Annotated in this window: 14 protein-coding genes; 5 read left to right on the top strand and 9 right to left on the bottom strand. The window is 52.2% G+C overall.

Annotated elements, in window-relative coordinates; translation table 11 throughout:
- Window positions 1-17: 17 nt before the first annotated feature.
- Entirely contained in the window at window positions 18-959 is a 942-nt protein-coding gene (locus PSE_RS27685) for a cytochrome c family protein (RefSeq protein WP_014285653.1), read from the top strand.
- Between the two features lie 57 nt (window positions 960-1016).
- On the opposite strand, the gene PSE_RS15055 is transcribed toward PSE_RS27685, so the two are convergent.
- Genes PSE_RS15055 through bioB form a run of 5 tightly spaced genes read right to left on the bottom strand, consistent with a single transcriptional unit; the run spans window position 1017 to window position 6014 of the window.
- The gene (locus PSE_RS15055) at window positions 1017-2009 is read right to left on the bottom strand and encodes a beta-ketoacyl-ACP synthase III (protein WP_014285652.1); all 993 of its coding nucleotides are present in this window, start codon (window positions 2007-2009) and stop codon (window positions 1017-1019) included.
- Entirely contained in the window at window positions 1996-3255 is a 1260-nt protein-coding gene (locus PSE_RS15050; RefSeq protein WP_014285651.1) for an adenosylmethionine--8-amino-7-oxononanoate transaminase, read from the bottom strand. The genes PSE_RS15055 and PSE_RS15050 overlap by 14 nt, the downstream gene beginning before the upstream one ends.
- Complete coding sequence (gene bioD / locus PSE_RS15045) at window positions 3255-3893, bottom strand: dethiobiotin synthase (protein WP_014285650.1); 639 nt, start codon at window positions 3891-3893, stop codon at window positions 3255-3257. Before bioD ends, PSE_RS15050 begins: the two co-directional genes overlap by 1 nt.
- Window positions 3890-5029, bottom strand: coding sequence for an 8-amino-7-oxononanoate synthase (locus PSE_RS15040; RefSeq protein WP_041768565.1), 1140 nt, complete (start codon window positions 5027-5029; stop codon window positions 3890-3892). The genes bioD and PSE_RS15040 overlap by 4 nt, the downstream gene beginning before the upstream one ends.
- The gene (gene bioB, locus PSE_RS15035) at window positions 5013-6014 is read right to left on the bottom strand and encodes a biotin synthase BioB (protein WP_371256218.1); all 1002 of its coding nucleotides are present in this window, start codon (window positions 6012-6014) and stop codon (window positions 5013-5015) included. The genes PSE_RS15040 and bioB overlap by 17 nt, the downstream gene beginning before the upstream one ends.
- Window positions 6015-6663: 649 nt before the next feature.
- On the opposite strand from bioB, the gene PSE_RS15030 reads away from it, so the two are divergent.
- A complete protein-coding gene (locus PSE_RS15030) occupies window positions 6664-7218 on the top strand; it encodes a hypothetical protein (RefSeq protein WP_041768563.1) in 555 nt (184 codons plus the stop codon).
- Window positions 7219-7248: 30 nt separating this feature from the next.
- Here the strand turns inward: PSE_RS15030 and PSE_RS15025 are convergent, their stop codons facing one another.
- Window positions 7249-8298 carry an endonuclease/exonuclease/phosphatase family protein gene (locus PSE_RS15025; protein WP_051125919.1) on the bottom strand — a complete coding sequence of 350 codons (1050 nt, stop codon included), beginning with the start codon at window positions 8296-8298 and terminating at the stop codon, window positions 7249-7251.
- Between the two features lie 148 nt (window positions 8299-8446).
- The gene (locus tag PSE_RS15020) at window positions 8447-9106 is read right to left on the bottom strand and encodes a hypothetical protein (protein ID WP_014285643.1); all 660 of its coding nucleotides are present in this window, start codon (window positions 9104-9106) and stop codon (window positions 8447-8449) included.
- A gap of 130 nt (window positions 9107-9236) precedes the next feature.
- Here PSE_RS15020 and PSE_RS26755 point away from each other — a divergent pair, with 130 nt between their 5' ends.
- On the top strand, window positions 9237-9803 hold the full coding sequence (locus PSE_RS26755) for a hypothetical protein (protein ID WP_014285642.1): 567 nt from the start codon (window positions 9237-9239) through the stop codon (window positions 9801-9803).
- A 99-nt stretch (window positions 9804-9902) separates the two neighbouring features.
- Window positions 9903-10757 carry a hypothetical protein gene (locus tag PSE_RS15010; RefSeq protein WP_014285641.1) on the top strand — a complete coding sequence of 285 codons (855 nt, stop codon included), beginning with the start codon at window positions 9903-9905 and terminating at the stop codon, window positions 10755-10757.
- Window positions 10758-10791: 34 nt separating this feature from the next.
- On the opposite strand, the gene PSE_RS26990 is transcribed toward PSE_RS15010, so the two are convergent.
- Entirely contained in the window at window positions 10792-11658 is an 867-nt protein-coding gene (locus PSE_RS26990; RefSeq protein WP_014285640.1) for a Bro-N domain-containing protein, read from the bottom strand.
- Window positions 11655-11912 carry a hypothetical protein gene (locus PSE_RS15000; protein WP_041768559.1) on the bottom strand — a complete coding sequence of 86 codons (258 nt, stop codon included), beginning with the start codon at window positions 11910-11912 and terminating at the stop codon, window positions 11655-11657. Before PSE_RS15000 ends, PSE_RS26990 begins: the two co-directional genes overlap by 4 nt.
- A gap of 860 nt (window positions 11913-12772) precedes the next feature.
- Between PSE_RS15000 and PSE_RS27390 the strand changes: the two genes are divergently transcribed.
- The gene (locus PSE_RS27390; protein ID WP_014285638.1) at window positions 12773-12910 is read left to right on the top strand and encodes a hypothetical protein; all 138 of its coding nucleotides are present in this window, start codon (window positions 12773-12775) and stop codon (window positions 12908-12910) included.
- Window positions 12911-12916: the final 6 nt, after the last annotated feature.

Here is a 12916-nt window from a genome sequence, read left to right as displayed (position 1 = left end):
ACGAAGGCGACATACCTATGGTAAAATCCTTTTTCCGCACCTCCGCGATGCTTTTATTGTTGTCGGGCAGCGCTCTTGCACAGAGCTGGACTGTCGACAGCGACAGCTCGCGTCTTTCCTACGGCACAATCAAGAAGAACTCCGTTGGCGAGGTGAACAGCTTTGAGAAGCTTTCCGGCACGGTGTCGGAGGACGGCAAGCTGCAGCTGGCGATCGATCTGGGTTCCGTTGAAACCAACATCGACATCCGTAATGAGCGTATGCGCCAAATTGTGTTTCAGAGCATCGGTGCGGCTGATCTGACAGCGCAGCTGGATATGGCAGAACTGAACAAGCTTGGCGTGGGGGAGACGACCGTTGTTGATCTGGAAGCCACGCTGAACCTGCTTGGAACCGAGGTTCCGCTGGAGACAGAAGTGTTTGTGGCCCGAATTTCTGAAGGCAAGGTTCTGGCGACCACCAATGACATGTTGTTTTTGGGGACAGAAGAGGCTGGCGTGAACGCTGGCGTTGATCAGCTGAAGGTGCTTGCCAAGCTGAACGGCATTACGCGGACTGTGCCAGTGACCCTGCGCCTTGTTTTGAACGCAGATGGTAAACAGTCAGCAGCTGCGCCTGCTCCAGTGGCCGCCCCGGTTCAGGTGGCGTTGGCGGGTGACGTGAAGGCGGGCAAGAAGGTTTTTAAGAAGTGCAGAGCCTGCCACAGCGTGAAGGAAGGCCAGAACAAGGTTGGGCCGAGCCTTTATGGTGTGATCGGCAGTCAAGCTGGTGCTGTTGAGGGCTTCAAGTACTCCAAAGCCTTGGCGAATGCAGATGTGACCTGGGACGCTGCGAGCCTGACTGAGTTCCTCGCCAAGCCGAAGAAGTTTATTCCGAAGAACCGAATGGCCTTTGCGGGCCTGAAGAAGCCAGCAGATATTGAAAACCTGCTGGCATATCTGGACAGCGCATCAAAATAGCTGCGGTTTGATGCGCCAGCGCCCGCTCGTTTTTCCACCGCGAGTGGGCGCCCCTTGTTACATGCCGATCAGCAAAGAGCCGCTTACGAAACCGGCGCCGATAGCGGACAACAGCAGCTTGTCGCCAGGCTTATAGCTGCGCTCTTCGCGGCATTTGGACAGGCTGAATGGGATCGTTGCAGCGGAGCTGTTGCCATACTCACCCAGAGTCATCAGAGTCTTGTCGGTGTTTATTCCAAGATTGGTTCCGACGGCCTGAATGATCCGCGCGTTGGCCTGATGGGGTGCCCAGTGGTCCACATCAGATGGTTTCAGTTCGGACTTGTCCAGAATCTTCATGGCAGAATCTGTGAGGGTGTTCACCGCTTTGGCGAACACGGTCTGACCGCCCTTCAAGCTCATCAGGTATTCGTTGGGGTCCATATCCGGTCGATACGGATTGCGGCTGCCGCCACCTGAGATCTTGATGAGATCGTAGTAAGCACCATCTGAGGCAAGGTCGGAAGCAAGGATGCCCTGCCCATCTTGCGTTGGCGGTGTCACCACAACGGCTCCAGCCGCATCGGCAAACAGCACGCGGCTGGCACGTTCTTCCGGGTTGATACGGCGGCTCAGGATGTTGGCTGCAACCACCAGAACAGCAATGCCCTGCATTTTAGCATAGGCATCAGCCATGGCGAGTGCGTAGAGAAACCCAGCGCACGCACCTGCCATGTCGATGCCACCAGAGTTCGGCAGCCCCAGTTTGTGCACCAGCAGAGGAGCTGAAGGTGGCAACAGATGATCCGGCGTGCTGGTGGCCAGTAGTGTCAGGCCGATTTTTGCTGGATCGATGCCAGAATCTTCGATGGCCATTTGCGCCGCTGGCAGTGCGATGTCTGTCAGGGCCTGATCTGGCGCCACAAAGCGGCGTGCGCGAATGCCGGTGCGGCGTTCAATCCAGCCGTCTTCCAGGCCCAGATCCTGCTCGATCTCTGCGTTTGCTACACGTCTTTGCGGGGCATAGTGCCCAAATCCGATCAGTCCACCGCAATCCTTAAAGGAGTTCATCAGCGGCCTCGGCAATTGCGTCGTAGATCTGGTTGATGTCCTCTTGCGTCACGCAATAAGGCGGCATGGAATAGAGCGTGTTGCCCAGTGGACGCAGCAGCAAGTTCTTGGATTTGAAGAACTCATAGAGGCGCGGGCCAACATCGGACAGATAACCGTGATCCTTCACGTTGATATCCATTGCGGCGATGGTGCCGGTCTGACGGATATTGGTGAAGCGATCATCATCCTTAAAGCGCGCCAGACCTGCTGCCTGCATTTCTATGAGCTTTTCAATGCGCTCGTAGACAGGTTCATTCTCCCAGATCTCCAGATTGGCAACTGCTGCGGCGCACGCAATCGGGTTGGCCGTGTAGGAACTGGAATGGAAGAAGGTCTTACTTCTGTCTGTCGAGTAATGCTCATCATAGATCTCTGAGGAGCACATGGTGACCGCAAGTGGCAGAGACCCGCCGGTCAAGCCCTTGGAATAGCAGGCGATGTCTGGTGTGATCTGGGCGTGCTCACAGGCGAACAATTTGCCGGTGCGGCCCCAGCCGGTCATCACTTCATCAGCAATGAACAGTGTATTGTGCTTTTTGCAGGTCTCATAGAGCGCCCGCAGCGTTTCTGCGGAGTACATGAGCATGCCACCCGCGCCCAGAACCAGCGGCTCGACAATAAAGGCGGCAACATCGCCTTGAGCGCAGAGTTTTTCGAGCTCATCAATTGTGGCTTGCTCATTGCCCGCAGACGGGAACGGCACTTTGGCCACATCAAACAGCAGCGGGTTATAGGGCTGGTTGAACACTCCGCGTTCACCCACGGACATAGTGCCGATGGTGTCTCCGTGATAGCTGTTTTCCATCACGATGATGCGCTGGCGGTTCTCGCCCAGATGATGCCAATAGCCGAGTGCCATCTTCAGCGCCACTTCCACACTGGTGGAGCCGCTGTCGGAGAAAAACACGTAATCCAGCCCATCTGGCGTGCAGTTCAGCAGTTGCTGAGCCAAACGCTCGGCAGGTTCGTGAGTGTGGCCAGCGAAGATCACCTGATCCAGTTTATCGGCCTGCTCTTTGATGGCGCCAATAACGTGCGGATGGCAGTGACCATGGGTGACGACCCACCATGATGCGATGGCGTCGAGCAGCTTTTCACCGTCAGCCTTGGTCAGGTAAGCGCCGGAACCGCCAGTAATCTTGGTCATTTCCTGCAGCACGGCGTGCTGGGTGAACGGATGCCAGATCGGTGAGCTCTTGGACATTAAGCAGTCTCCCCGGTTTGCGCGCGAAAATCTTCCAGACGGAAGTTCTCAGCAAACGCTGTTCTTATTGTTTCTGGGGTGATTTCTTTCAGCAGCGGCAAGCGGCCAAGTTTTTTGACGCCTGCGTATTCTGCAATGGTACGCTCAGAATCTGCCACTTCTTCGCCAATGAATACGATACCGAGCAGATTGCAGCCACGGGCTCGCAGCGCTTCAATGGAAAGCAGGCTGTGATTGATGGTGCCAAGACCTGTGCGGGCGCACAGCACAATGGGTGCCTGCCACTTTTTGAAAAGGTCGATATAGAGCGTCTCACGGGTGAGCGGAACCATAAGGCCGCCTGCCCCTTCAACCACCAGAGGACCATCAATCTCAGGCAGGGTCAGGTTCTCGACATCAATCAGGACGCCTTCTTCCTCTGCCGAAAAATGCGGAGAGGCCGGGATTTGCAGGCGATATGTTTCCGGCAAAGCCGTACAGCCTGTGAGGCGTGTGACAGCCTGCGTATCTGTTTCTTCTTCCAGGCCAGACTGGACAGGTTTCCAGTAGGTGGCGGAAAGAGCCTGAGTCAGCGCTGCAGAAAAGATTGTTTTGCCGATGCCGGTGTCTGTACCAGTAACGATGATTGGTTGTGTCATAACGGAACCAGATCCATTTCTTCTGCAAGCACTTCAAACATGCTGGATACATCAGCCTTGCTGGCATGCAAGGTCAAAGCAATACGTAGACGGGAGGTGCCACGCGGAACGGTTGGTGGGCGAATGCCGCGAATGTCGTAGCCCGTTTCCTGCAGAGCCTTGGCGATGCGCATGGTGCGTTTGTCATCGCCAATCAGGAACGGCAGAATATGCGTTCCGCTGCCCTTTTGACCGCACAGGCGTTCCATCTCCGCGTTTGCGTGGGCAACCAGATCTGCCAGTTGCTCCCGGCGCTGCGGCTGGTTCTGTACCAGTTGCAAAGACGCGCGGACAATAGCCGCAACCAGAGGAGATGGTGCTGTGGCGTAGATGAATGCGCGGGCCCGGTTAATGAGATAGTCGATCATGACCGATGGACCGCAGACCAGAGCGCCGGATGCGCCCAGTGCTTTGCCACAGGTGTGCAGTGAAATGACGTTTTCACGGCCTTCGAACTCAGCTGCCAGACCTCGACCGCCCTCGCCCAGAACGCCAGTTGCATGGGCCTCATCAACCAACAGGAAGGCATCGTGCTGATCGGCAAGCTCCACCAGTTCCCTGATCGGCGCCTGATCGCCATCCATGCTGTAAAGGCTTTCGCAGGCCAGCCAGATGCGGCCCGTGCCACCCTGCTCGCGCCACTGCCTGATACGGTCTTGCGCGTCTGCTACCTGATTGTGGCGGAAGGCCATGGACTGGGCTGAACCCAGTTTAATGCCGTCGTGCGCACTGGCGTGGATCAGGCTGTCGTGAAGCACCAGATCGCCATTTTGAGGAAGCGTGGAGAACATGGCCAGATTGGCGTTATAACCACCTCCGAAGAACAAGGTGCGCTCTGCCCCAAAGAGCTTGGCAGCTTCTTCTTCCAATGCCTCATGTTCAGGATCATTGCCGCGCAGCAGACGGGAGCCGCCTGCCCCCATGCCAACGCCACGTTGCAGAGCATTTTCTGCTGCCAAACGCAATTCTGGCGCTGTTGTCAGCGCCAGATAGTCGTTGGATGAGAAATCACAGCCATGCGCTTTGAGCAGGGAACGGGACCTGCCCCGTTCCGCCAGACGCTCCAGCGCACCCTGATGCTTATTCAGCAGGCTCATGGGCAGCCGCACAGCTCTTCAGCCCCATTGGGCGGATGCCAAGGCGTTTGAACAGAGCTGCGTCCTTGGAGTCTTCAGGGTTGTCTGTGGTGAGCAGCGTGTCGCCTTTGAAGATGGAGTTTGCACCCGCAAAGAAGCTCATCGCCTGCGTTTCATCAGACATTTCCGTACGGCCTGCGGACAGGCGTACGTGGGATTTTGGCATCATGATGCGGGCAACAGCGATCAGACGAACGAAGTCGATCGGATCAACCGGCTCAGCATCCTGAAGCGGCGTGCCCTCAATCGGGATAAGCATGTTGATCGGCACGCTGTCCGGATGTTCGTCCAATGTGGCAAGAGACACCAGCATGTCGAGGCGATCCATATCCTTCTCGCCCATGCCGACGATGCCACCGGAACATACTTTGATGCCCGCTTCCTTCACCAGGTTGAGGGTGTCGATACGGTCGGAGAACTTACGGGTTGTAATGATCTCGCTGTAGTAGCGCTCTGAGGTATCGATGTTGTGGTTGTAATAGTCCAACCCGGCATCTTTCAGGCGCAGGATTTGCTCAGGGGTCAGCATGCCAAGTGTCATGCAGCTTTCCATGCCGAGCTCTTTGACACCTTCCACCATCATTTCGATGGCGCGCATATCGCGGTCTTTTGGAGAGCGCCAAGCAGCGCCCATGCAATAACGGGTTGCGCCGCTTTCTTTCGCCTTCTTGGCTTCTTCAAGCACCATTTGCACTTCAAGCATCTTTGAAGCGGAAAGCTCGGTGTTGTTGCGAGCGGACTGACTGCAATAAGCACAATCTTCCGGGCAACCGCCTGTCTTGATGCTCAAGAGCTGGCTCTGCTGGACCTCGTTGGGGTCAAAATGCTCGCGATGAACGCAATGAGCTTTAAACAGCAGGTCATTAAACGGCAGGTTGTAAAGGGCTTCAGCCTCTTCACGTGTCCAGTTAGTACGGATTTCTGATGAATTTTGCACGCAGTTCAACTCGTTGATTTCCCCTAGGGCGTGTTTTGCCGTCAAATACAGCAAAAATGTGGCATGCACAATGATCTATTAGAGGAATTTATTAAAACTGCGGCGGATTGAACACCTTATATCCCTTCAGTTTTACTGGGCTTTCGAGAGGTTCAAAACTGGAGATTTCAAAGAGCTTTGCAATCGTGGAATACAAAGCTGCACTGCTCAACTGATGAGGCGAATTTACTCTTTAGGTGCAAAAACAGAGAAAGCGGTTTCAACATCGCCATTGATGGCATTGTGTGTCGCTGCCGCTTGAATTTTCAGGAGAAAAAAGTGGCGATCCCTGCAGGACTCTAGCACCCCTAAAGCCCTAACACCAAATTTTGCTGCAGTTGCTGTATATTATGTTATTTCAATGCCTTATTGAATTCTCCAAATAAATCATGCGTTGATCTGCTCAAAAATGTTACGGGATTTGTTACGGGATTTGTTACGGGAAATAGGGCGCCGGTCGCCAGCGAAAGTATGCCTGCGATATATGTCGGCCTGATGCGCAATGCTTGTCGGAAATGGAGGATGAAGTTGGCTGGTCAGATTACAACTATAACTTTCTTGATAATGAGAACAAAACAAGTACAAATATTATTCCACTCTAAAACTGATCAGAGAGGTGATGATGGCAAAGGATCGTGAGTTTGAATGGCGCCCACGTTTCAAAAACCAGTCGAGCCATTATGTAGGCACAGGTAGCCATAGTTTTGATTTGGTAATGTTTGTGCAGGTTAGTCTCGAGAAAATGCCTGTTTACAAATGGGTCTGGGAGTTGCGAGACGACAGCCAGTGTATTGCTGAAGGAAAGTCGCCAGGCCTTACCCAGGCAAAACATATGGCCCAAACTGCATACCTGCAGCATTTAGCAAGCTTGTACTCGCCTTCCCTTCATAACTCGATGAAATCCAGGGCGATGCGCTATAAGTGGCTGCCCGCTTACGGTACGAGTAAGGGGGATGGTCACGGGATCGCTGTGGATCCGGCAAATCCAAAAGGCGTTATGAAGGTTGATCGATGTGTCACTGACAACAAGAGCAGCTTGTGGGCATTTGAGGTTGTTTGCGATGGGCGAAAAGTTGATAGCGGTTTTAGGGCCTCTCAACTTGAAGCGATTCATACAGCGGAACACATCTACTTTTTGTGGAGTGTGATCCACGAAAACAAGAGATCGGGCTGAAACTCAGCCCGACCAGCGTACTTCTTACAGCTACTTTTCAGATGAAATAGTCATTGCTACAGGCAAATGATCACTTACACCTTTGCCGGTTTTGATATTGAAGCGGTTTGGAACGACGAGGCCGGTTTCTGCGTCTGTGCGCATTTGGCTGTCGTGACTGATAACTTCAGTGAAGGAACCGATGTCAGCTTTCCATGAGGCAGACGCTTCTGTCATTGCTGGAGACGCCATGATCACGTCGAGGAAGGACCAGGTCTTATTTTTCCAGTAGAAAGAGCTTCCGGGAGCCTTACAGCTGTTTACTTTGTCGGAATAAGCCCAGCCGATCTCGGCAGCTTTCTTTTGAACAACCTTATCTGAACGCGTCCAGTCACCGCAGTTGAAGTTGAAATCTCCCGCCGCGATCGCCAGGGAGTTTGGAGGCAAGGCTTTGAAAGCATCGTTCAGCACATCGAAGGCTTGAAGCCGGCAATCCAATCCGCGCCCGCCGGATGGGAAATGGACACCAAACACATGTAGGCTTTCACCCGTTGGCAGTTCGAACTCAGCCTGGACGATGTCACGCGTCACACGGCAGGCGCCCTCTCCGCCATTTTCTGGAAACACCTTGATTGCTTTGGGATCTGACTTGAGAGGCAGCTTCGAGACCATTGCGACATCAATGCCGCGATTGCCTTTTTCTGCGCTGGAGTTGAGCTGAACCACTTCAGGGAAAGAACCTGCAGGCAGTTTGCCCATAAGATCTGTTACGACCTGTTTGTTTTCTGTTTCTGGCAGCACCAGTACGGCTGGAAGTTCATCAAATGAAGTGATCACAGACGCCAGAGCAGAGAGTTTTGTCTCATATGTGCTCTTGCTCCAATCCATATTCAGGCAGTCTTTGACGTACCATTCGCGATTGTTGTTGTCTTCACAAGATTTTACATGCGCTGCGCCACGGGCATCTTTTTCAGCTTTAGGCAAATAAGTGTCGTCGTGAGGATTCTTCGGGTCATCTGCTGTGTCGAACAGATTTTCTACGTTGTAGCTCATGATGGAGAGCGAGGTTTCGCTTGCAAAACCCATTGTTGTTGAAGCCATAAGCAAGCTTACGCTTATTGCTAAAACTGCTTTTTTCATCGCAAAATCCTCCCAGATTATCGGTTGGCTCAAAATGAACCCACAACCTAAGATAAAAGTTAAATTTTGTCACAACTGAGATGATACGATGAAGCTTTAATGACAGCGGTTATGGGGTGCTCTCTAAAATGTGAAGGGCTTTAATCACGTCAGCACCGAGCTGGCGCGTGTTTTTTGCACCTCCGCTGCCGTTGATGAGGCCAACACCGACGCGTTTGGCAACTTCTCTTAAATGAGGTTTGGTCGGTGTCAGTATTTCTCCTGCTCTTTCAACTTGGATGCTCTGATTTTCAAATCGGGACAGAACGTAATCGTCAAACCTTTCCGTATCGATGATCTTGAGATCCTCAGTTGATCTCTTTTCGGTCTTGCGACCAATCGTAAATCGGATTTTCCCATTGCTTTCGTTAGCCTGATCCTGAAGCTGATCTGGACTACAATCGAGAATAGTTTCGACTGAAACGCCCTGATCATCATCTACGTTCACACGCAGTATCATGACGCGATCAACCAGATCGATCGTATTAGGATTAAATGAAACGTGGTTGCTGGAGGTGATCGTTTTCACGGAAATCCGCTCGTTTTCTGCGCTAATGACGTCATATCCGTGCTGATTTGTTTCTAAGGCCATTTGGCCTCGTGTGATCATTGCAGCGTAAAGCTCACCTATTCTACCTGTGAGGTGGTTTAACTCAGCCGGAGCTACACCCCAACTCAGCTCTTTTTCAAACCAGGCAAGCGCTTCGCCCAGAGATTGAATGATTTGCACTTGAGATAGAGGCATCCATCCACCGCACTGTTCCAGAGATTATAAGCAAAACAATTGCACGATCTATCTCGTCACAAGTGACTATGCTAAGCAACGGAAAAGAAGTTATTTTTGGTGGTGGAACGAATTTATGAAGACTTTTTTTGCGTTTGCGTTGATGGCAATTGGCCTATCTGGCTGTAACACAACGTGCGATGGCACTGGAAAGTGTTTTAAGGAGCGGTGGTCTCCCGAGGCGAAGTACACTGAGGATGCGAAAGAGTTTCACAAACTGATGTCCGGTTCCACATCTAAATCTTATGATCGGCGGCACGGAACACAGTATGAGTATTTTGCTCCAAATGGCCGGACCTATCTCGTTTATCCGGGAAACAAATACGTTCTGCCCGGCTTTTGGAAAATTGAACAGAAGAAGTCCAGTACCAGGATTTGCTTCCTTTACCCAAGCAACAGCTATAACCCGGTAACACGTGAGTACGGTGGCGATTGGGAATGTCAGAGAGGAACCTCTTACTTGCTGCGTCGCAATGAGGTGCGCAAAGGTGATCTGCTACGGCTTGCGAAAACCACTAAGTTGCCAAAGGTCTTACCAAAAAAGATCAACCTGTCGATTGAGACCGCGATGAAGGAAGTGGGATACAAAAACAAACTCACTCCGAACCGTGCCTGCGAATGGAAGAGCCGCTGTCGCAAATAGCGTGAGAACGCTTTAATGCATTGTTTGCCAGCTCTAAAAGGGCTGGCTCACGATCACTCCCCGTCCTCGTCTTCTAGTGGACAAGAAAAGGAGTGAAAAATGTCTCTAATAAAGAAAAGAATGAAATTGGCTCTGGCTGCGACGGCTTTTGCAGCTATGTTAGGTATCCAAAATGCCTCAGCACAGCGATCAATTTTGGTGCAAGCTGACATCTGCCAAGATGTTTATCCCCTCGGTATTTTCACTGTGCATTGGCTGACCGCAACCAACCAGTACGACAATCTTTATTTTATGGATGCAGTTGGTCAAGTTTTCTCCCTAATTCCAAATTCTCCACCCTTTGAAAACACTACAGATCTCTGGGTGCACGCCCATGGGAACTGTGGGGCTATTGGTCAGTTTACTGCTGACCAATTTGGTCGTGCTCTCGATCAAGCTTTTCCGAATGCAAAACCAGAACGCGTAGTGCTAGCGTCTTGCATGGCCGGGACTGGACAAGGGCAGAGCCCTGTCTCTGTTGTCTCTGAAGCATTGGGCCAGGCATCGTCTGTTACTGGTTGGGATGGTTCTGTGGGAGTTCGCGGGAACGGCTCCCAGCAACTAGCCGACTTTAGCTATGGGCTTGCTCGAATTCCATTGGATGAATGGGAGCAAGATGTAGGTGATATTGGAGCAGCTATCTCGAACTTATGGACGGACGTTGTCGACGGAGTTCCAAATCAAACGAATTGCACTGATGCTTTAATGGAAGCAATGGCGCCAGTTAACCCTCAATCTTTTATTGGTTTTGTTAATGCCACCGCAGAGTTTTTCAGCAATGACATAGCTGCTGGGGCCGGATCTGATTATACTGAGGCTCTTTCCAAACGATATTCACCCGGCGTCAGTGTATGTGGTCGAGATGTACCAGTGAATCTGTTGAGAGATGATCCAAACTGTGTGTTCCCGGACTAACCCCCACCACCCCAACAGGTGGTGAGGCTTCTCTTCAGCCGACATAACTCTCCACCAGCGCGAGGGGCAGTATCACTGCCCTTCGCTGCTTGCCGTCTATGGTGATGGCGTTTTGGGATTGGTGGGCGCCTAGCAGTTTTTGCAGGGCGAGTTTCCAGTTGCCGTGCCATTGGGTGAGGCGGAAGACCTCCCACAGGTACTCGTGATCGTAGGCGATAGCGACGCCGTCGGGGTAGGCCTGGGGGCGGAGTTTGATGCCCAGTTGCTCCATGCGGCGGGCGCCGACGTCATCTGACAGGGCGAAGGCCAGGGCAATGCGGACGGAGAGGTTTTTGCCGCAGGTGAAGTTGATCAGGTGGGTCAGGCAGCCTTCGGGATCATCGGCGGCGGTGCCGGCCAGCTGGTTGACGCCCTCGCCTGCGATATCCGGCAGGCCGAGCCTGTCCCACAGGGTCATGGCGGCCTCGCGGCCATAGATGTAGCGCGCTTCTTTGAGCAGATTGGCGCGGGCGTTCATCTCATTGACCAGCAGCACCTGCTTTGCGTCTGGCCCTTGCTGCTTTTGCGGTGTGGGGCCCATGGAGTAGGTGCCGGACTGGCGCAGCGCGGGCAGCACTTCTGCCGTCACCCATTTTTTGAACTTTTTGGCCGCTGGCTTGCGGGATTCAAAAATGAGCGAGTAGAGACCGCTTTCATTCACCGCTGTAAATTGCCGCTTGCCCGCGTTCGTGTCATTTGAAATGACACGAACGTCATCGCTGTCAAGTTTGGTGACAGCCTGCCGACTGTTCTTGATATCCAGCGCAGCACAGACATCTCTGGCGATGAACCAGAACAGGCCCTCGTCTGCCCATGTGCGCAGGCTGTGGTCTTCAAAGTCGAAGATGGTGAGCGCGCTCATGCCTGCCCTCCCCGGTTCAAAGAGCTGATTTTGCGCTCCATGACATCCAGTTCTTTGATGAGATCGCCGTGACGCTCGGAGAGTTCATCCTGCAAGGCAACGGCTGCGTTCCACAGTGGGCTTGGGCTGGAGATCTCGTTGGAGACATGCCCCAGAGCCTGAAACAGCCCCTCGATGCGCGCTGCGAGGCTCAGCAATGCCGAATGACTGGAGGAAAGGGCTTGAAGTGAGGTATTCCGGGAAAATTCTGTCATGACTAATTCCCTTGTGCATGGAGTTAGTCTGAGCGTCACCTGCTAAAATGGCGGCCAGACACCACGGGTTAGCAGACCGGTGCACAAGGTAAACCGGCAGGCCGAAGCCTCCCATAGCGCCTGACCATAGACGCAACAAAAAACGCGCTCAAAAAGAACGGTTTTTTGGCGCGGTGACGCCTTGTGCATACGCGAGCTGCTAAACCCGGCTCACCGCTTTCAGATGAGCGTGGACAGGTTGACGGAGGATGGGAAGGTTGTCAAGGGAGGTGGGATAAGTGGAGTTAGAGCCTTGTAAGAGCAGCACACTTTTGCGTCAATGAACACAAGCACATTAGTCATCAACTCATATGGTTTAACGAAGTACTAACGGCATCAAAATGATGTATTAATGATATCAAAATGATACCAAAATAGTATCACTATGATTACATAATAATTATGCAATGATTACACAATAATTACACAATAATTACACAGTGATATCAGAATATTTTCGAAGTACTTTATATGATTGGATCTAGCCCCTCACCTCAACACAACTAGTCACATACTTTGAGATAGGAAAAACACGCACCTTTTGTTGTGGATTATTGGGAGTCTAACAGCTAACGTTCCCATCAACGCTCTTGTTGAAGGAAGTGCAATGTGCAACCTTAGTTCTCGTTGCTGCAATAAGCTACGCGAAGAAAACACTATCAAAAGAAAAGCGGTTCCCTTTGGCGAGGAAACCGCTTTTGAGAAACTTTAATAGTACCAAAGGTGATGGTCCTTAAAGCCCCCTACACATCAGCTAGTCTAGCTGACAGGGCGTTTAGGGGCAACAACTTTGGTGCCCCTAAAAAAGAGAGTTCAGCACTATGTCTGACACAAAGCGTCCTGCCACGCCCAAAGGCAATTTCATCTACCGCCGTTTTCGTCGGGTCAAAAACTCCGACCGCCTGCTAGATGCCCACGATTACGGGTACGAAGCATGGCCAATCCCAATCAAACGATAACCAGAA

Origin of the sequence: Pseudovibrio sp. FO-BEG1, assembly GCF_000236645.1 — a bacterium.
Classification (GTDB): Bacteria; Pseudomonadota; Alphaproteobacteria; order Rhizobiales; family Stappiaceae; genus Pseudovibrio.
Note: the sequence above shows the minus strand (reverse complement) of the source record. Positions and strands in the feature narration are given on the sequence as shown.